Source organism: Pseudomonas sp. FYR_2 (assembly GCF_043106425.1).
In the GTDB taxonomy this organism is placed as follows: Bacteria; Pseudomonadota; Gammaproteobacteria; order Pseudomonadales; family Pseudomonadaceae; genus Aquipseudomonas; species Aquipseudomonas monteilii.
Genome location: NZ_JBICMM010000051.1, coordinates 99,782 through 118,782, shown reverse-complemented (window position 1 = coordinate 118,782; position 19,001 = coordinate 99,782). Strand labels below are relative to the sequence as shown.

At 62.8% G+C, this 19,001-nt stretch carries 17 protein-coding genes and 3 pseudogenes; 11 read left to right on the top strand and 9 right to left on the bottom strand.

The features are described 5' to 3' along the window. Positions 1-293: 293 nt before the first annotated feature. From ACF8R4_RS22980 to ACF8R4_RS22960, 5 genes are read left to right on the top strand one after another with little or no spacing between them, the layout of a single operon-like run. Positions 294-1,631, top strand: coding sequence for a UDP-glucose/GDP-mannose dehydrogenase family protein (locus ACF8R4_RS22980; RefSeq protein WP_060499035.1), 1,338 nt, complete (start codon positions 294-296; stop codon positions 1,629-1,631). Beyond that, a complete protein-coding gene (locus ACF8R4_RS22975; RefSeq protein WP_392493529.1) occupies positions 1,619-2,593 on the top strand; it encodes an NAD-dependent epimerase/dehydratase family protein in 975 nt (324 codons plus the stop codon). The genes ACF8R4_RS22980 and ACF8R4_RS22975 overlap by 13 nt, the downstream gene beginning before the upstream one ends. Before the next feature lie 34 nt (positions 2,594-2,627). Continuing rightward, positions 2,628-3,371 (top strand): glycosyltransferase family 2 protein, encoded by a 744-nt coding sequence (locus ACF8R4_RS22970; RefSeq protein WP_060499033.1) that lies wholly within the window; start codon positions 2,628-2,630, stop codon positions 3,369-3,371. Then, positions 3,368-3,640, top strand: a complete 273-nt coding sequence (locus ACF8R4_RS22965) for a lipid-A-disaccharide synthase N-terminal domain-containing protein (RefSeq protein WP_060499032.1) — start codon at positions 3,368-3,370, stop codon at positions 3,638-3,640. The genes ACF8R4_RS22970 and ACF8R4_RS22965 overlap by 4 nt, the downstream gene beginning before the upstream one ends. A 3-nt stretch (positions 3,641-3,643) precedes the next feature. Continuing rightward, positions 3,644-5,170 (top strand): glycosyltransferase family 39 protein, encoded by a 1,527-nt coding sequence (locus tag ACF8R4_RS22960; RefSeq protein WP_104834796.1) that lies wholly within the window; start codon positions 3,644-3,646, stop codon positions 5,168-5,170. Here ACF8R4_RS22960 and mqo read toward each other — a convergent pair. After that, a complete protein-coding gene (gene mqo / locus ACF8R4_RS22955; protein ID WP_392493525.1) occupies positions 5,151-6,716 on the bottom strand; it encodes a malate dehydrogenase (quinone) in 1,566 nt (521 codons plus the stop codon). The two genes, ACF8R4_RS22960 and mqo, sit on opposite strands and share 20 nt — an antisense overlap. Before the next feature lie 151 nt (positions 6,717-6,867). On the opposite strand from mqo, the gene ACF8R4_RS22950 reads away from it, so the two are divergent. Together ACF8R4_RS22950 and ACF8R4_RS22945 are read left to right on the top strand one after the other, a co-directional pair. Next, complete coding sequence (locus tag ACF8R4_RS22950; protein ID WP_060499029.1) at positions 6,868-8,088, top strand: putative DNA modification/repair radical SAM protein; 1,221 nt, start codon at positions 6,868-6,870, stop codon at positions 8,086-8,088. Then, on the top strand, positions 8,079-8,966 hold the full coding sequence (locus ACF8R4_RS22945) for a TIGR03915 family putative DNA repair protein (protein ID WP_104834799.1): 888 nt from the start codon (positions 8,079-8,081) through the stop codon (positions 8,964-8,966). Before ACF8R4_RS22950 ends, ACF8R4_RS22945 begins: the two co-directional genes overlap by 10 nt. On the opposite strand, the pseudogene ACF8R4_RS22940 reads toward ACF8R4_RS22945, so the two are convergent. The 7 genes and pseudogenes from ACF8R4_RS22940 to ACF8R4_RS22910 form a co-directional block, all read right to left on the bottom strand. After that, a pseudogene (locus tag ACF8R4_RS22940) lies at positions 8,921-9,175 on the bottom strand (PAAR domain-containing protein); the annotation flags it as partial. The gene ACF8R4_RS22945 and the pseudogene ACF8R4_RS22940 overlap by 46 nt on opposite strands. Beyond that, complete coding sequence (locus tag ACF8R4_RS22935) at positions 9,172-9,441, bottom strand: DUF6708 domain-containing protein (RefSeq protein WP_392493523.1); 270 nt, start codon at positions 9,439-9,441, stop codon at positions 9,172-9,174. The pseudogene ACF8R4_RS22940 and the gene ACF8R4_RS22935, both read right to left, overlap by 4 nt. Before the next feature lie 26 nt (positions 9,442-9,467). Next, positions 9,468-9,581, bottom strand: a pseudogene (locus ACF8R4_RS22930) (hypothetical protein); the annotation flags it as partial. Then, positions 9,578-9,856, bottom strand: a pseudogene (locus tag ACF8R4_RS22925) (DotU family type IV/VI secretion system protein); the annotation flags it as partial. The pseudogenes ACF8R4_RS22930 and ACF8R4_RS22925, both read right to left, overlap by 4 nt. 197 nt (positions 9,857-10,053) lie before the next feature. Further along, positions 10,054-11,031 (bottom strand): biotin-dependent carboxyltransferase family protein, encoded by a 978-nt coding sequence (locus ACF8R4_RS22920; protein WP_060499025.1) that lies wholly within the window; start codon positions 11,029-11,031, stop codon positions 10,054-10,056. Further along, a complete protein-coding gene (locus tag ACF8R4_RS22915; RefSeq protein ID WP_200928462.1) occupies positions 11,028-11,915 on the bottom strand; it encodes an allophanate hydrolase subunit 1 in 888 nt (295 codons plus the stop codon). Before ACF8R4_RS22915 ends, ACF8R4_RS22920 begins: the two co-directional genes overlap by 4 nt. A gap of 89 nt (positions 11,916-12,004) precedes the next feature. Further along, positions 12,005-12,763, bottom strand: coding sequence for a 5-oxoprolinase subunit PxpA (locus ACF8R4_RS22910; protein ID WP_104834800.1), 759 nt, complete (start codon positions 12,761-12,763; stop codon positions 12,005-12,007). Positions 12,764-12,884: 121 nt separating this feature from the next. Between ACF8R4_RS22910 and ACF8R4_RS22905 the strand changes: the two genes are divergently transcribed. The 4 genes from ACF8R4_RS22905 (at position 12,885) to ACF8R4_RS22890 (ending at position 17,493) form a co-directional block, all read left to right on the top strand. Continuing rightward, positions 12,885-13,802 carry a LysR family transcriptional regulator gene (locus ACF8R4_RS22905; protein WP_016714094.1) on the top strand — a complete coding sequence of 306 codons (918 nt, stop codon included), beginning with the start codon at positions 12,885-12,887 and terminating at the stop codon, positions 13,800-13,802. Between the two features lie 200 nt (positions 13,803-14,002). Then, positions 14,003-16,069 carry a maltose alpha-D-glucosyltransferase gene (treS, locus tag ACF8R4_RS22900; protein WP_060499022.1) on the top strand — a complete coding sequence of 689 codons (2,067 nt, stop codon included), beginning with the start codon at positions 14,003-14,005 and terminating at the stop codon, positions 16,067-16,069. Between the two features lie 83 nt (positions 16,070-16,152). Further along, on the top strand, positions 16,153-16,782 hold the full coding sequence (locus tag ACF8R4_RS22895) for a riboflavin synthase (protein WP_060499021.1): 630 nt from the start codon (positions 16,153-16,155) through the stop codon (positions 16,780-16,782). A gap of 9 nt (positions 16,783-16,791) precedes the next feature. Further along, positions 16,792-17,493, top strand: a complete 702-nt coding sequence (locus ACF8R4_RS22890) for a YoaK family protein (protein ID WP_060499020.1) — start codon at positions 16,792-16,794, stop codon at positions 17,491-17,493. Here the strand turns inward: ACF8R4_RS22890 and proP are convergent, their stop codons facing one another. Continuing rightward, entirely contained in the window at positions 17,494-18,996 is a 1,503-nt protein-coding gene (gene proP, locus ACF8R4_RS22885) for a glycine betaine/L-proline transporter ProP (RefSeq protein WP_060499019.1), read from the bottom strand. Positions 18,997-19,001 lie beyond the last annotated feature (5 nt).

The following is a 19,001-nucleotide window of genomic DNA, read 5'->3' as shown; positions in this document are numbered from 1 at the left end:
TCGCCAGCGAGGGACATCCGCTCCGGGGAGGCGGTGGTCGGTTGAATGAATCTGGCTCACCGAATACAGCAACGAAGAAGCACTCGGAGCGTTCGCCAAGATCGACAGCTCTACCTACGCGGGCCGCCCGATCAAACGGAAAAAAGCTTCCTGAACCGATCTCACGAAGTAGTATTGTCGCGGCCATGACCTACACACCGGCCACTATTCTTTGAGGCGTAGCCCCAGCAGGTAACAAATCCTAAACAACGATGTGACATTTTTTTTCAGCTTTCTTATCAAGGAGCTGAACAATGAAGGTCACGGTTTTCGGTACCGGCTATGTCGGCCTCACCCAGGCAGTGTGCCTGGCGCAGGTGGGGCACTCCGTGTTGTGCATGGACGTCGACGCCGAACGGGTTGCCATCCTCAATGAAGGCCATTGCCCTATCTTCGAGCCGGGCCTTGCGCCAATGCTGGAGAAAAACCTGGCCTGCGGTCGCTTGCGCTTTACCACCGATGCCGGGAAAGCAACCCAATACGCCAAGTTGCAATTCATCGCCGTCGGCACCCCGCCACAAGCGGATGGCAGCGCCGACCTGAAGCACGTGTTTGCCGTGGTCGACAGCATCCTTGAACATGCCGATGGCCCCAAGGTTATCGTCAACAAATCCACCGCGCCGGTCGGCACGGTGCACCGCATCAAGTCGCGTATTGCCCAGGCCGGCGCCGAACCCGGGCGCTTCCAGGTCATCAGCAACCCGGAGTTTCTCAAAGAAGGCTCTGCCGTGGACGACTGCATGCGCCCGGAGCGCATCATCATCGGCGGTGCGGAGCCAACTGAGGTAGAGCTGCTGCGCGAGCTGTACCTGCCGTTCAGCCGCAACCGCGAAAAACTGATGATCATGGATGCGCGCAGTGCCGAACTGACCAAGTACGCGGCCAACTGCATGCTGGCGACCAAGATCTCGTTCATCAACGAAATCGCCAACCTGGCCGAGCACCTGGGGGCCGACATCGAGATGGTGCGCCGTGGCATCGGCTCCGACCCGCGCATCGGCTACGACTTCATCTATGCCGGTTGCGGCTTCGGCGGCTCATGCTTCCCCAAGGACCTGCAAGCCCTGCGCCGCAGCGCCGAGGCTGAAGGGTTCGAACCCCAGTTGCTGCGCGCGGTAGAGTCGGTCAACGAACATCAAAAGGGCCGGCTGTTCAGCAAGATCCAGCGGCATTATCCCGGTGGCCTGCAGGGCAAGGTATTCGCCTTGTGGGGGTTGTCGTTCAAACCCAACACCAACGACATCCGCGAGGCTTCCAGCCGGGTCCTGCTGGAAGCATTGTGGGCCGCTGGCGCAAGGGTGCAGGCCCACGACCCGCAAGCGATGGAGGAGATCCAGCGGCACTATGGCCCGCGTGCCGACCTGCAACTGGTGCCCTGCAAGGACGATGCTTTGGAGGGGGCCGACGCGTTGGTCATCGTCACCGAATGGCAAGACTACCGCGTGCTCAACCTGGACAAAGTGCCGCAGTTGCTGGCCGACCGGGTGGTGTTCGACGGGCGTAACCTGTTCGAGCCCGAACACATGGCCACCGCAGGCCTGACGTACTACGGCATCGGCCGTGGCCAGGTGCAGCCAGCATGCCCGTACTGATCACCGGCGTCGCCGGCTTTATCGGCTTCCACGTCGCGCAGCGCTTGTGCGAGACGGGTATCGACGTGGTCGGCATCGACAACCTCAATGCCTACTACAGCGTCGAGCTGAAACTGGCGCGCCTGCGGCAGCTGTTCGGCTTTGCCAATTTCCACTTCCAGACCCTCGACCTTGCCAATGCTGCCGACCTGCAGCAGCTGTTCAACGGGCAGGCATTCAGTGAAGTGATCCACCTGGCGGCCCAGGCCGGGGTGCGCTACTCACTGGAAAACCCCGGCGCATACGGCCAGGCCAATCTGGTCGGTTTCCTCAATATCCTCGAAGCCTGCCGCCAACAACCGCCACGCCACCTGATCTACGCCTCCAGCAGTTCGGTGTACGGCGCCAATGCCAAGCTGCCGTTCAGTGTCGATGACCCGGTCGAGCAACCTGTGTCGCTCTATGCCGCCAGCAAGCGCGCCAACGAACTGATGGCGCACAGCTATGCGCACCTGTACCGGCTACCGACCACAGGCCTGCGCTTTTTCACGGTGTATGGCCCTTGGGGCCGGCCTGACATGGCGCTGTTCAAATTCACCCGCGCCATGCTCGAAGGCCGCCCGATCGAGGTTAACAACAACGGCCTGATGGGACGCGACTTCACCTACATCGACGACATCGTCGAAAGCGTCCTGCGCCTGCGCCTGAGGCCACCACAGCCTGGCGAAGGGCAACCGCCCTGCCAGCTGTTCAACATCGGCCGTGGCCAACCCGTGCGGCTGCTGCATTTTATCGAATGCCTGGAGGACGCCTTGGGCATCAAGGCGCAGCGCGACTACCTGCCGCTGCAAGCGGGTGAAGTGCTGGAGACGTGGGCCGATGTGGACTCACTGGCGCGCTGGATCGACTTCACTCCGGGCACGTCGCTGGAACACGGCGTAAACGCTTTCGTGGGCTGGTACCGGGAGTTCTACCGGGTTTGAGCCACACAATCACAACACGATCACAGGTAGCCTCATGACAGATCCACTTGACCTCTCGGTGCTCATACCTGCCAGGAACGAGGTCGACAACCTGCCGTCACTGCTGATGGAAATTCGCAGCGCGCTGGCGACAGAACACTATGAAGTGCTGGTGGTTGACGATGGCAGCAGCGACCACACCCTGAGCGTGCTGCAACACCTGAAAAGCCAGGGTTACACGCAACTGCGCATCCTGCGCCACGACCGCTCGCTGGGCCAGAGCACCTCGCTGTGGCATGCCGCGCAGGCTGCCCGCGGCCAATGGCTGGCCACCCTCGATGGCGACGGCCAGAACGACCCGGCAGACATCCCGGGCATGCTGGCCCTGGTACGCGCCAATCAAGATCTGGCCGGTGGTGTGAAGCTGGTGGCCGGGCACCGGATCAACCGCCGTGACAGCGCCAGCAAGCGCTGGGCATCGCGCTTCGCCAACGGCCTGCGCAGCCGCATGCTCAAGGACGCCACGCCCGACACCGGCTGCGGGCTGAAACTGATAGAGCGTGCAGCCTTCCTGCGCCTGCCCTACTTCGACCACATGCACCGCTTTATCCCGGCGCTGATCCTGCGCCATAACGGCCGCATGCTGGTGCACCCGGTCAACCACCGACCACGTCACGCCGGGGTGTCCAAGTACGGCAACCTGGACCGCGCCCTGGTCGGCATACTCGACCTGTTCGGGGTGTGGTGGCTGATCCGCCGAACCCGTCTAGACACGCGCCCCCAGGAGCTCGAAGGATGACCCGCGAAACCCTGTGGCTGATCATCGGCTTCACCGGCCAGGCCGTTTTCACCGGGCGCTTCGTGCTGCAGTGGCTGTACAGCGAGTTCAAGCGCCGCAGTGTCATCCCGGTAGGTTTCTGGTACCTGAGCATGCTCGGCAGCGCGCTGCTGCTGACCTACGCCATTTACCGCCAGGACCCGGTATTCATCATCGGCCAGAGCTTCGGCTTCCTGGTTTACCTGCGCAACCTGCAACTCATCGCCCGCCATCAGGAACAGAAGGAATAGCCCTTGCCCAGGTTCAAGACACTTGGGGCCGAACGCCTGGCCCTGATTGCCCTCGCGGTGTTGTTGGTGGGCGCCGGTATTGGCTGGCGCCAGCCAATGAATGTGGACGAAGAGCGCTTTCTCGGCGTCGCCCTGGAAATGCTGCAGAGCGGCAACTGGTTCATCCCCCACCGGGCAGCGGAAATTTATGGCGACAAGCCGCCGCTGTTCATGTGGACCGTGGCCCTGTTCAGCCAACTGACCGGCTCGCCCAGGATAGCCCTCTACCTGCCAGGCCTACTGTCGGCGGCGACCATCACCTGGGTGCTGCATGACCTGGGGCGGCGCCTGTGGAACCGGCGTATCGGTGTAATCGCCGCCTTGCTGTTCCTGGCCACCTACCAGAGCTACAGCATCCTGCGTACGGGGCAGATCGACAGTTTCCTGTGCCTGTGGGTGGCACTGGGCTTTTACGGCATGGTGCGCCACCTGCTGCTGGGCCCAGCCTGGGGCTGGTTCTACCTGGCCTGTGCGGCCATGGGGCTAGGCATTATCAGCAAGGGCGTGGGCTTTATCCCCGCGCTGATGTTGCTTCCCTATGCCTGGGCGATACGCCGACACTGGCACGGTGTAGTCGCCATGCCTGGCCAGAGCTGGCGCTGGAGCCTGGGGCTGCTGTGGTTGCTGGCCGGTTGCGCGGTGTGGCTGCTGCCCCTGTTGGTGTCGATCGCCCATGGCGGTGGCGCGGCGGAGCTGGCGTACCTCAAGGAGATTTTGCTACGCCAGACCGCAAGCCGCTATGCCAACGCCTGGGACCATCGCGAGCCATTCTGGTACTTCTTCGTCAAAGTCATTCCCAAATACTGGCTGCCACTGATCCTCGCCCTGCCTTGGCTGGTGCCCGCCTGGCGCCGGCAATTGCAGAAGCGCGATGGGCGCTTTCTGCTGTTGCTTGGCTGGGTGGCGCTGGTGCTGCTTTTTTTCAGCCTCAGCAGCGGCAAGCGCAAGCTGTATATCTTCCCCGCGCTGCCAGGCCTGGTGCTGGCCATCGCACCACTGGTGCCATGGTTACTCAAACACTGGTTTCAACGCCGACCGGGATGGCGCAGCGTATTCACTGCCGTGGCCTTGGTGTGGTTTGCCCTGTGGTTTGCACGTGGCTTTGTCGAGCCGCTAAAGGAGGGTCGCAACCCGCATGAAACGCTGATGAGCGAGGCGAAACGCGCCACCGGTGGCGCTGAGCTGGTGTTGGTAAGCTGGCGCGAGGGGCATTGGCTGTTTGCCCGGCAACCGATTGTGCATTTCGGCTTCACCGGCCAATCCAACGCGGATACGGCGGCCTACTGGCTACGCCAGAACCCTGCCGCTTTCGCCCTGATTCCAGCCACCGAACTGGGCCGCTGCTTCAGTGCCAGCAAGGCCCGCAAGCTGGGCCAGACCTCGCGCGCCGAATGGTATGTGGTGGGCGCCGACGCCGACAACGGCCAATGCCAAAGCGCAGCGCCCAACCACATCTACCGTTTCACATGGGCTAAGGCGCAGCCGGATTGAGCTGCAGCACCTCATTGGTGTATGCCCATTCCTTCTGTACCTGGTCCGGGTGGTCATTCAGGCGAATGCCATAGGACGGGATGATCTCCTTGATCTTGGCCTGCCATTGCGGCGTTGCCACCTTGTCCTTGAACACCTTGTTTAGCACATCGAGCATGATGGGTGGTGCGGTCGAGGCACCCGGCGAAGCCCCCAGCAAGCCGGCGATAGTGCCGTCCTTGGATGTCACCACCTCGGTACCGAGCTTGAGCACGCCACCCAATGCGTCGTCTTTCTTGATGATCTGCACCCGCTGGCCGGCCTGCCACAGCCGCCAGTCTTCCTTCTTCGCCTCGGGGAAGTAGGTGCGCAGCGCTTCGAAGCGGTCATTGTCGGATTGCAGCACCTGGCCGATCAGGTACTGCACCAGGTCAAACTCGCGTACGCCCACCCGCACCATCGGCCAGGCGTTGTGCACACTGGTACTGGCAAGCAGGTCGAGCAGCGAGCCCTGTTTGAGGAACTTGGTCGAGAACGTGGCGAACGGCCCGAACAGGATCATGCGCTTGCCATCGAGCACCCGGGTGTCCAGGTGCGGCACCGACATTGGCGGGGCACCGGTCGCGGCAATGCCGTAGGCCTTGGCCATGTGGCGCTGGGCGATGGCCGGGTTGTCGGTGACCAGGAACGAGCCACCGACCGGGAAGCCGGCATAGTCCTTGGCTTCCTCGATGCCCGACTTCTGCAGCAGTGGCAACGCCGCACCACCGGCACCAATGAACAGGAACTTGGCGTCGGTAGCCGACTTGCTGCCATCTTTCAGGTTCTTGTACTCGACGTGCCAGGAGCCGTCATCGTTACGGGTGATTTCCTGCACCTCGCTCGACAGCTTGAGGTCAAAGTTAGGCCGGGTCTGCAGATAGCCCACGTACTGCCGGGTGATCTCGCCAAAGTTGACGTCGGTACCAATCGGCGTCCAGGTCACGGCCAGCTTCTGGTTGGGGTCGCGCCCCTCCATCATCAACGGCACCCATTTGCGGATCTGCTCGTGGTCTTCGGAATACTGCATGGGCTTGAACAACGGGCTGGCCTGCAGCGCCTCATAGCGCCTTTTCAGGAAGCGGATGTTGTCGTCCCCCCACACGAAGCTCATGTGCGGCGTGGTATTGATGAAGGAATGCGGGTTCTTCAATACGCCCTGCTTCACCTGCCAGGCCAGGAACTGGCGGGTGACCTGGAACGACTCGTTGATCTCCACGGCTTTGCTGATGTCGATCTTGCCGTCTTTTTCCGGCGTGTAGTTGAGTTCAGCCAGGGCCGAGTGGCCGGTGCCGGCGTTGTTCCAGCCGTTGGAGCTTTCTTCGGCCACCTTGTCCAGGCGTTCGACCATCTCCATCGACCAGCCTGGCTCCAGCTCATTGAGCCAGACGGCCAGCGTAGAACTCATGATGCCGCCGCCCACCAGCATCACATCCACCTTTCTGGTTTCCGCTGCCTGCGCATTGAGCATGCTCAATGCCAGCGCCAGCCCGGCCAGCGCCAGTTCCGGCTTGATGGTGATCTTCATAACCTCTCCCGTGCCTCGTTGCTGTCCGTTAGTCCAGCACAAGCTTAGCTGACGGATTTACTCGGTTATGCTCAATGCGAAGCTTCGTGCCTCTTGCAATTCACCAATTCTCAAAATACTGTATGAATATTCAGTGTTGCGAGTCAGTCACATGCAGCTCATCGCCAAACTCGGCATCCTCGCCGACGCCGCCAAGTACGACGCGTCCTGCGCCAGCAGCGGCGCGCCCAAGCGTAATTCACGCGGCGGTGACGGCCTGGGCGCCACCAACGGCCTGGGCATCTGCCACAGCTACACCCCCGACGGCCGCTGCGTGTCGCTGCTCAAGGTGCTATTGACCAACTTTTGCCTGTACGACTGCCAGTACTGCGTCAACCGCCGCTCCAGCAACGTACCTCGCGCGCGCTTTACGCCCGAAGAGGTGGTCCGCCTGACGCTGGACTTCTACCGGCGAAACTGCATCAGTGGCCTGTTCCTTAGCTCCGGCATTATCCGCTCGGCGGACTACACCATGGAGCAACTGATCCGCGTAGCCCGGTTGCTGCGCGAAGAACACAACTTCCGCGGTTACATTCACCTCAAGACCATCCCGGATGCCGACCCTCTGCTGATCGAAGAAGCCGGCCGCCTGGCCGACCGACTCAGTGTCAACATCGAGCTGCCCACCGACGCCAGCCTCAAGCGCCTGGCACCGGAAAAACAGGCGCATACCATCCGCCAGGCAATGGGCGTGATTCACCTGGGCCAACAAGCCGTGGCCAACGAACCCAAGGCCCCGCGCTTCACCCCTGCCGGGCAAAGCACCCAAGTGATCGTCGGTGCCGACAGCACCGACGACAGCACCCTGCTGCGCAATGCCGAGTCGCTGTATCAAGGCTACGGCCTCAAGCGCGTGTATTACTCTGCGTTCAGCCCGATCCCCGACAGCCCCGGCAGCGTGCCCTTGGCTGCCCCGCCGCTACTGCGCGAGCACCGCCTGTACCAGGCTGACTTCCTGCTGCGTGGCTATGGCTACAAGGCGGGTGAACTGCTGGGCCAGAGCGGCAACCTGGCGCTGGACATCGACCCCAAGCTGGCCTGGGCGCTGGCCAACCGGGAGGTATTCCCGCTGGACGTGAACCGCGCCGAGCCCGCGCTGCTGGCGCGTATTCCCGGCATTGGCCTGCGTAGCGTACAGCGCCTGGTCGCACTGCGCCGAGAGCGGCGCATTCGCTATGACGACCTCATTCAGCTGCGCTGCGTACTGGACAAGGCACGGCCGTTCATCGTCACCAGCGATTATCGCCCGGCCCAGGCCGAGTTGCGCAGCGGCCTGCTAAGGGCACGTTTGCGTGAGCCGCAGGCGCCTGTGCAGATGGGGTTGTGGGGATGATCGCGCTCGATTGTGATGACCAGTTCGCCACCTGGCGGGATCAGGCCCGGGTGTTGCTGGGGCATGGCATCGACCCCGCCGAGGTTACCTGGTCGCAAGGCCCGATGGCCGACCTGCTGGCAGTACCGGCAGCGCCCCCGGAAGGCCCAGGCCCCTTTCGTGCCAAAGTCCCAGCCGTGCTGCTGAGCCAGTTGGAGCAGGCTGCCCGTTATCGTGGCGAACAGCGCTGGAACCTGCTGTATGAAGTGCTCTGGCGTGTTGCCCATGGCGACCGCACGGCCATGCTGGCGGGTGACCGGTTGGGCAGTGAGTTGCAACGGCGTATCAAGCAAGTCACCCGGGAGGCGCATCACCTGCATGCCTTTGTGCGCTTCGTACCGCTGCCAGAGGCGTTGGCTGATCGCCTGCAACTTGATCTGGTGGCCTATCACGAACCGGCGCATGACGTTCTGGAAAGTGCCAGCCCTCACTTTGCCGACCGTCTGGGGCGTTTACGCTGGTTGATCGCCACGCCACGGGATGGCATTCGCTTCGACGGCCGGGATTTCGATTACCAACGCCATTGCCCTGAGTATTGGCAGCAATGGGCACGCAATGCCGACGACCCTGGCGCCGAACTGTGGCGCACCTATTACCGCCATACCTTCAACCCTGCTCGCCTCAACCCGGACGCCTTGCGCCTGCACATGCCCGGGCGGTTCTGGCGGCATTTGCCGGAAGGCATGCTGATACCGCAGCTTGAAGGCCTTGCCCGCCAAGGCAAGCAACGGGACGGCCAGGCCCTTGAAGTGGCTTCCCAGGCCGGCAAACAGATCAGCAAACCCACACGGTCCTCCAGCAACCACCCGACATCGCCCTCATCCAGCACACCCCCATGATCCGTTCGGTCGCCTTTGCGCGCCACCGCCGCGCCTTCGATCAGGAAATGCTCTGCCCCACTCTCGATAACCGCACCACACGTGGTGCGGTCACCTACCCTCGCAACTGCCCTGCCGTTGAAGGTATAGGTAGCACTTCCGCTCTCTACCTGATTGACACCATGCAGCGGGCATTCATGTCGGTGGCCTACAAGTACAACCGGGTTCATTGGGTTTCTCCTTCAGACGGTGCTGTACGGGATTCACGGTCAATGTCTGCTGGCCACTCAACCTTTGGGGCAAGGCAATGCATGTGGCTGAGGCCATCGTCATCGTTCCAGTCGCGGGGAGGGTGCACGAATTTTGGCAAGGCTTTGGGGCCTTGTTGCATGAACAGACGGGCGATGGCCCAGTAGGCTTCGCCCTGATGCAGGGTATGCGTGAAGAAGACACGGTCAATGACTTCGTCAGTCTCAGGGTTACGGACTGAGAGCATGACGTTTTCAATCAGGCCGCCGTGGCGATGCGCGGCCGGGGCAACGGGGCCGGCCGCCATTCGGTTCTGCCGGGGACCAGCACGGCGTCCTGCTTGTAGCGTGTGCCTTGCTGGGCAGCTGCGGCTTCCTCTTGCAAGCTACGGAGTAGCCGTGCTGCCGGATTTCTTCGCGGATGTTGCGGACCTGATTCTGCACGGTCTTGTGCACGTAGGCGATGTTGGGCAGGTCATCCAGTGTGTTCAGGCGAATGGCCAGGCCGAACAGCGGGGTGGCAGCGTCGAGCATCAGGTTCTCGAAGCCGCCGCGCAGTTGGAAGTCCGGGTCCGCGGGGTAGCCTTCGTAATCCGGGTGATCGGCTCGCCTTCCCTCGTCGGCCGGGTAAGGCGAGCCGGTCTCCTGCGGGCCATCGAGCATCCCGTGCAGCGTATTTTCGGTTACATCGCGGGCATCGGAGGCGCCCTCGGGTTTTACCGGAGGAATATGGAGTGGGCCGGCATGAAGTGGTCCTTGTCTTCCAGCAGGCTGAAGACAGGCACACTATCGGGGAATCAATTCTTCAAGGAGTCTGGGGCTTCCTAAACGGTTGTAGGATCCTTCTCTTCGTCTAGTTGCTAAACATTTCCGAAGAGCCTGGTTAGGCAAGCCAGCTTCTTCTTGTACGAACGCCGTGCCTCCAGCGCCTGGTCCAGGCTTACCGCCAGGAACCGTGCCTGCTGGTTGGGCTGCATCTGGCCGATCAGGTCCAGGTCGGCGCTGATCACTGTTCCGATCATGGCGTAGCCGCCACCCGACACAGCATCGCGGTGCAGGATGATCGGCTCCAACCCTGCCGGCACCTGGATCGAGCCGATCGGGTAGCAGCTGTCGACGATGTTCGACGGATCCGACCCCGCACCGAACGGCTGTTCCCGTGGCTGAAAGCTCAAGGCACTGCCGCCTTTGTAGCGATAGCCGATACGGTCGGCTTCGGAGCCGACGGTCCAGGCTTCGGTGAAGAAGCTTTGCGCTGCAGCTTCGGTAAGACGGTGAAAGTACAGCCCCGGCACCACACGCAACACCACCTCGCCGCCCAAGGCCTGGCGCAGGGCCATGGGCAGGCTTGCACCCGCGCGGGTCTTGCCGCTGGGCATGCCGACCGGCAGCAGGTCGCCCGCTATCAGTTTGCGCCCCTGGAAGCCGCCCAACGCTCCCAACGCGTAGGTGGAACGGCTACCCAGTACCTCGGGCACATCGATGCCGCCGGCCACCGCCAGGTAAGCCCGTGCGCCTGCGGTGGGAAAGCCGAAACGCAACACCTGCCCGGCACGTACGGCAAACGCCGTGTCCGGGCGCTGCTCACGACCGTCGAGCAACGCAGGCATCTGCGCACCGCACACGGCCACCAGTGTGTCCTGCTGGAACTCCAGCTCCGGCCCCACCAGCGCGCACTCCAGGCCTGCAGCGCCGGCCGGGTTGCCCACCAGGTGGTTGGCCGCATGCAGGGCGTACTGGTCGAGGGCGCCTGACGGTGGGATACCCAGGTGGTAGTAGCCTTCGCGGCCCAAGTCCTGCACAGACGTCGCCAAGCCCGGTTTGAGGACCTTGATCATGCCAATACCTCCTGCAGCGATTTGGGGTAGCCGACCGGGTCGGCGAGGAAGGCGTCCAGGGAAAAATCGACCGGGCGAATGCGCAGGTCGAAGCGGCCTTCTTCAACATCCGCCACGGCCTGGTCATAGGCACGGCGGTCGATGGGTTTGAATTGCACGATGTCACCCGGACGGAAGAACACCATATGCGCTTTCAGGTAGTTCAAGGTTTGCTGCGGGTCGTAGATCGGTGCCGGGGTAACGCCGAACATCTGGTAGCCCCCTGCTCCGCGCACCGAGTAGATGCAGCCGAAACAGCCGCCATGGCCCAGGGTGAGCTTGGGTGTGTCGGTACGCGGGCGCAGGTACTTGGGCACCTGCAACTGCCGTTCGCGCTCGACCATCTGGAACATGAAGGGCAGGCCGGCAACGAAGCCGACCATCGACACGAACCATGGCGCGCCGCTGTGCGCGGCGATGAATGCCTCGACATCGGCCAGGCCATTGATACGTGCCGCGTACTCCAGGTCAGTGCTGGCCGGGTCTTGATGACGGTCACGAAAGCGCATCAGGGTTTCATGGGTCCAGGGATCGTTGTACAGCACCGGGATCTCGATGATTCGCGTCTGCAACGAACGCTCGGCCACGGCCTGCGCTTCGGCACCGCGCACGGCTTCAAGCAGTGCATCGGGGGCGATACGGTCCGGGTCGAAGCGGATCTGGAACGAGGCGTTGGCCAGGCACACGTCCAGCACGCCCTCCAGGGCCAGCCGCTCCACGGCGCGAGTGACGGCCATGCCCTTGAAGAAGGATTCCAGCGACATGCTGTCGCTGACTTCGGCAAACAGGTGCTCGTCTGCGCCGAAGCTGTAGCGGATCGGGGTTGTAGCAAGCGATTCGGCCATGACTGTTCCTTTTTTGGAATCTTTATAGAAAGGCAGGCGAAAACAACCTATACGGGCTCCGGCTTGTGCCTGCCGGATGCCTCATGGGCTCAACGTGGCGCACGCACCACGATACCGGCTGCGTCCAGCGCCTTGCGCGTGGCTTCTACCAGGTCGAGCGCGCCGGGAGTATCGCTGTGCAGGCAAATGGAATCGAACGCGATGGCCAGGTCCTGGCCTTCGACCGTACGTACCACGCCTTGCTGGCAAGCACGCAGTACCCGCTCTGCAACCACTGTGGGGTCATAACCACGCACATTGCGGGTGAAGACGATAGAGCCGCTCAGGTCGTACTCGCGGTCGGCGTAGAACTCGCGGACCACCGGTTGGCCAAGTTCCTGGGCAATACGACAGATCACCGAGCCCGGCATGCAGTACAGCAACAGCCCCGGCTCGATCACCCGCAGGTTTTCCACCAACAGGCGCGCGGCTTCTTCGTCACGCGCCAGGTGCATGTACAGCGCACCGTGCGGCTTGATGTGCTGCAGGCGCACACCTTGTGCACGGGCAATTTCTCGCAGTGCACCCAGCTGGTAAAGCATGTCGTCGACCAGCTCCTGGGCCGGGGCGTTGATATGCCGGCGGCCAAAGCCCACCAGGTCTCGGAAACCCGGGTGGGCGCCCACCGCAACGCCCAACGCCTTGGCCCGCTCTACAGTACGGCGCATGGTACCGGGGTCGCCGGCATGGAAGCCCGTGGCGATGTTCGCGGTGCTGATATGGCCCATCAGCTCGATGTCGACGCCATCGCCAATGGTCCACGGGCCAAACCCCTCACCCATGTCCGAGTTGAAATCCACCACCTGCATGACTGTTTCTCCTGGCGCTTGTGACTGCATGCAAGCCACGTTAGAGTCTCCACACCCCCCTTGGGAAGATCTATAAACAGATGGGGTGTCTTCGGAAAATCAGATACCACAGGAGCCAACCGTGTCACTGACACTGCGCCAGGTCCGCTATTTTGTCGCAACCGCCGAGATCGGCCAGATTTCCCAGGCAGCGATCCACCTGAATATCTCCCAGTCGGCGGTAACCACGGCCATCAAGGAACTGGAAGCCATGCTTGGCGTGCTGCTGTTCCAGCGCTCGGCTCAGGGCATGAACCTGACCGAAGCGGGCCGGCACTTTCTGAACCGCGCCTATGTGATACTGCGAAGTGTCGATGACGCGTTGAACAGCCCGCTGCCGAACGTGCGTGCAAGCGGCCTGCTGCGCCTGGCGGCAAGCTACACCGTGATCGGCTACTTCCTGCCCCACCACCTGCAGCGCCTGGAACACTGGCACCCGGACGTGACCCTGGAGCTGTACGAGCAAGAGCGCAGCGCCATCGAGCAAGGCTTGCTGGAGGGGCGTTTCGACATGGCGGTAGTGCTCACCGCCAACCTCACCCACCCCGATATCGTTTCGGAGACGCTGTTCAACTCCGAGCGCCGGCTATGGCTGCCCGGTCACCATCCGCTGTGCGAGCGCTCGTCGGTGAGCCTGGCCGACGTGGCCTGTGAGCCGTTCATTCTGCTGACAGTGGACGAAGCCGAGCAAAGCGCCATGCGCTACTGGGAACACGCCGGGCAAAGGCCGAGCGTGCGGGTGCGGACCAGTTCGGTGGAAGCGGTACGCAGCATGGTTGCCAATGGCAGTGGCGTGGCGATCCTGTCAGACCTGGTACACCGGCCCTGGTCGCTGGAGGGCAAACGCATCGAGACAGTGACCATCAGCGACCCGGTTACGCCGATGAGCGTGGGGTTGGCCTGGCACCGGGAGCGGGCGTTCAGCCCGGCGATGCAGGCCGTGCGTAACTACTTTCATGATGCATTTCTGGCGCCGCAGCAGTTGTCGGCGCGGCGGTGATCGTGTGGCTGTAGCGGCCTCCGGATACCTCGTGTGGTCATCGCCTGTGCAGCCGCGAGGCCACCCATCAGGATTCGCTGAAATGTTTGCGCAAAGCGGCCCGAATGCCGATTCGCAAGCCATCACAACTCCCAGCCGAACGATCAGCCACCTATGCCGTCATAACCTGAGCCGGTGCCGACACGCAAAGAGGACGCGAAATGACCCAGCCCGACCCGTCATACGTCAAATGGCTCGAAGACCGCGCCATGCTCAAGGCCTCCCAAGCGCGCGCCAGCCTGTATTCAGGCCAGTCCCGGTTGTGGCAGCAGCCGTACGCCGAAGCCCAGCCACGCCGCGCCACAGAAATCGCCTCGGTCTGGCTGACGGTGTACCCCGACGCCATCATCGCCCCGCCAGGCTGCTCGGTGCTCGGCGCCCTGGCCCACGAAGCGCTGTGGAAGCGCTTGTCGGATATCGGCATCCAGGGCCTGCACACCGGCCCGATCAAGTTGTCAGGCGGGATTCGCGGTCGCGAACTCACCCCCAGCGTGGACGGCAACTTCGACCGCATCAGCTTCGACATCGACCCGCTGTACGGCAGTGAACAGGAACTGATCCAGATGAGCCGCATGGCCGCGGCGCACAACGCCGTGACCATCGACGACCTGATCCCCTCACACACCGGCAAGGGTGCTGACTTCCGCTTGGCAGAACTGGCACACGGGCCCTACCCGGGGCTGTACCACATGGTCGAAATCCGCGAGGAAGACTGGCCGCTGTTGCCGGAGGTGCCCGCCGGCCGTGACGCGGTCAACCTGCTGCCGGCCCAATGCGACGAGCTCAAGGCCCGCCATTACATCGTCGGCCAGCTGCAACGTGTCATCTTCTTCGAGCCGGGTGTGAAGGAAACCGACTGGAGCGCTACACCGCCGGTTACCGGTGTCGACGGCAAGACGCGGCGCTGGGTATACCTGCACTATTTCAAGGAAGGCCAACCGTCTCTGAACTGGCTGGACCCGACCTTCGCCGCCCAGCAAATGATCATTGGCGATGCCCTGCACGCCTTGGACTGCCTGGGCGCCCGAGGCCTGCGTCTGGACGCCAACGGCTTTCTCGGCGTGGAAACACGGGCCAGCGATACCGCCTGGTCGGAAAGCCACCCGCTGTCGATTGTGGGCAATCAGCTGATCGGCGGCATGATCCGCAAAGCCGGCGGCTTCAGCTTTCAGGAGCTTAACCTCACGCTGGACGACATCGCACAGATGTCCAAAGGCGGCGCCGACCTGTCCTACGATTTCGTTACCCGGCCGGCCTACCAGCATGCACTGCTGACCGGTGACACCGCATTTCTGCGCCTGATGCTCAAGGAAATGCACGCCTTCGGCATCGACCCGGCTTCGCTGATCCATGCCCTGCAAAACCATGACGAGCTGACCGTGGAACTGGTGCACTTCTGGACCCTGCACGCCCATGACATGTACCTGTTCAAAGGCCAGACGCTACCCGGCAGCATCCTGCGCGAACACATCCGTGAAGAGATTTACGAGCGGCTATCGGGCGAGCATGCGCCGTACAACCTGCGCTTCGTCACCAACGGCATCGCCTGCACCACGGCCAGCCTGATTGCCGCAGCATTGGGCCTGCGCGATCTGGAGCAGATCGGCGCGGCAGAAATCGAACAGATCCAGAAGGTGCACCTGCTGCTGGTCATGTACAACGCCATGCAGCCGGGGGTGGTCGCGCTGTCCGGCTGGGACCTGGTCGGTGCCCTGCCCTTGCCCGCCGACGCGGTGGCCGAGCGCATGCTCGATGGCGACACCCGCTGGATTCACCGGGGCGGTTACGACCTGGCCGGGCTGGACACGCAGGCCGAGCAATCGGTGCGCGGCATGCCCCGTGCACGCGCCTTGTATGGAAGCCTGGACAGCCAGCTGGAAAACAGCGACTCGTTTGCCTGCAAGGTGAAGAAGCTACTGGCCGTACGCCAGGCCTATGGCATCGCCACCAGCCGCCAGGTGCTGGTGCCTGAAGTCAGCAGCCCGGGGTTGCTGGTGATGGTGCACGAACTGCCGGCCGGGCGCGGTATCCAGATCAGCGCGTTGAACTTTGGCCAGGACGTGATTGCGGAGGAGCTGCAACTGACCGGGTTCACGCCGGGGCCGGTGGTGGACATGATCAACGAGACGGTTGAAGGCGACCTGACCGAGGACGGGCGCCTGATGGTGAACCTGGACCCGTACGAGGCGCTGTGCCTGCGGATCGTCAACAGCAGCGGGCATTTGTAAACCTGCGCAGAGGCCGACCTTGATTTTGCAGCGCCAGAGGCATAGCGTTCGGGTGATTTCTTTTTGTGCCCAGGAGCAACTCCATGTACACCGGCATCGTCCAGGCCGTCCGCCCTCTGCTTGATGTGACCGCCTACCCGGGCCACAACCAGTTCACCATCGACCTCACCACCGAACTGCTCGACGAACTGAAGATCGGCGCCAGCGTCAGTGTCGAGGGCACTTGCCTGTCGGTCACCGAAATTCACGGTACGCAGGTCAGGTTCGACGCCATGAACGCCACCCTGGAGCGCACCAACCTGCGCAATTTCAAGGCCGGCCAAGGCGTCAACATCGAACGCTCGGCAAAAATGAACGCCGAAGTCGGCGGCCACCTGATGGCCGGCCACATCGCCACCACTGCGGAAATCGTCGAGCTGTCCATCAAGGAAACCGGTGCATTCATCAGGTTTCGCATGCCGCCGGAATGGGGCAAGTACGTGTTCCCGCGCGGCTTCATCGGGGTCAACGGCTGCAGCCTGACCGTTGCCGATGTCGACGACAATGTCATCACCATCAACCTGATCCCGGAAACCCTGCGCCAGACCACCTTCGCCCGCTACAAGGCCGGCGAGCTACTCAATATCGAGGTCGATCACCAGACCATGGTGCTGGTCGACGTGGTGGAGCGCACCCTCAAAGGCACCCTGGCCCGCGAAAAACTGCTGCCCTGAGGCCTGCGCATGCTGCCCAATGCCCTCCCAACGCGCACGGCCAGGCGGCTGCGGCTGCAAACCCTACGTGGTCGTGTCGGCCTCGGCCTGGTCGCCGCCCTGTCGGTGCTGGCTGGCATGACCGATGCCATCGGCCTGCTGGCGCTGGGTGACTTCGTGTCGTTCATGAGCGGCAACACCACGCGCCTGGCGGTGGCCATCAGTGAAGCCGACCTGGCCCTGGTGCTGCGCCTGAGTGGCGCGGTATTGGGCTTTGTCGCCGGCAATGCGCTGGGCGTACTGCTGGCACGCGGCTTTCACCGCCGGGCCTGGCCCGTGTTGCTGGTGGTCGCCGCACTGCTGGGGTTCGCGGCCGTGTGGCCGTTGGCAGCCACCTTCCCGGCATTACTGGCCGCCACACTGGCCATGGGCATGATCAATGCCGTGGTCGAACAGGTGAACGGCCTGCCCATCGGCCTGACCTACGTTACTGGCGCCCTGTCCCGCTTCGGCCGTGGCCTGGGGCGCTGGCTGCTGGGCGAGCGGCGTAACGGCTGGCGGGTGCAGCTGGTGCCTTGGGCCGGTATGCTGTCGGGGGCCGCGCTCGGCGCCTGGTTGCAACAACACCTGGGCCTGCAGGCACTGGCCGGCAGCTGCGCGCTGGCGTGTGTGCTGGCCCTGGTATCGCGGTTCATCCCGCGCGCCTGGCAGCGCGGCTACATGCCTCGCTGATCAGTCGATGCGCGGGTGCTGCTGAGCCAGCACCTTGCGTTTCGCTTCCAGCTCGGCGATCTGCGCGTCGATGTCTTCGATTTTCTGCTCGATGTTGTCGTGGTGCTCCTGCAGCAGTTCACGCGCTTCCTCGATGTCCGATGCCGCCGGTGCCGCACCGCGCAGCGGCTTGTTGGCGGTTTCCTTCATGGTCAGGCCAGTGACAAGGCCCACGGCGGCAATCGCCATCAGGTAATAAGCCGGCATGTACAGGTTGCCGGTGCTCTCCACCAGCCAGGCAGTGAGCGTCGGGGTAAGGCCGGCGATCAGCACCGAGATGTTGAAGGCACTGGCCAGGGCGCTGTAGCGGATGTGTGTGGGGAACATCGCCGGCAGCGTCGAGGCCATTACGCCGATGAAGAAGTTGAGCATGACGGCAATGATCAGCAACCCGGCGAAAATCACCGCCAGCTCACCGCTGTTGATCAGCATGAACGCCGGAATGGCCAGGGCGAACAGGCCGACACTGCCGACGATGATGAATGGCCGGCGGCCAAACTTGTCGCTGAGCAGGCCTATCATCGGTTGCACGAACAGCATGCCGACCATGATCGCGATGATGATCAGCACGCCGTGGTCTTCGCTGTAATGCAGGTTGTGCGACAGGTAGCTGGGCATGTAAGTGAGCAGCATGTAATAGGTGACGTTGGTGGCAATCACCACACCAATGCAAGTCACCAGGCTGCGCCAGTGCTGGGTGGCCACCTCCTTGAACGACACCTTAGGCCCAGAGGCAAGCCCTTCGCGGTCGCCCTGCTCCAGCTTCTCGACATGCTGCTGGAACGCGGGCGTTTCTTCCAGCGCATGGCGCAGGTACAGGCCGATGATGCCCAACGGCAGGGCCAGGAAGAACGGCAGGCGCCAGCCCCACTCCAGGAACTTTTCCTCGCCGAGAACGGTAGAAATCAGCACCACCACGCCTGCACCAAGCACAAAACCGGCAATGGAGCCGAAGTCCAGCCAGCTACCGAGAAAACCCCGCTTGCGGTCGGGAGCGTATTCGGCGACGAAGATCGACGCCCCCGTGTACTCGCCGCCCACTGAGAACCCTTGGGCCATCTTGGCCAGCAGCAACAAAATTGGCGCCCAGATGCCGATGCTGGCATAGGACGGTATCAGGCCGATAGCGAAGGTACTGAGCGACATGATCACGATAGTCGCGGCGAGGATTTTTTGCCGGCCAAACCTGTCGCCCAGGGCGCCAAAAAACAGTCCGCCCAACGGCCGGATCAAGAACGGCACAGAAAAGGTGGCCAGTGCGGCGATCATCTGCACGCTGGGGTCGGCATTGGGGAAGAACACCTTCCCCAGCGCGTAGGCGACGAAGCCGTAAACACCGAAGTCGAACCACTCCATGGCATTGCCCAGCGCTGCGGCGGTGATCGCCTTTTTCATCTTTCCGTCGTCGACGATCGTGATGTCCTTCAGGCCGATTGGCTGGACGCTTTTCTTGCGAGGTTTCATGCCCG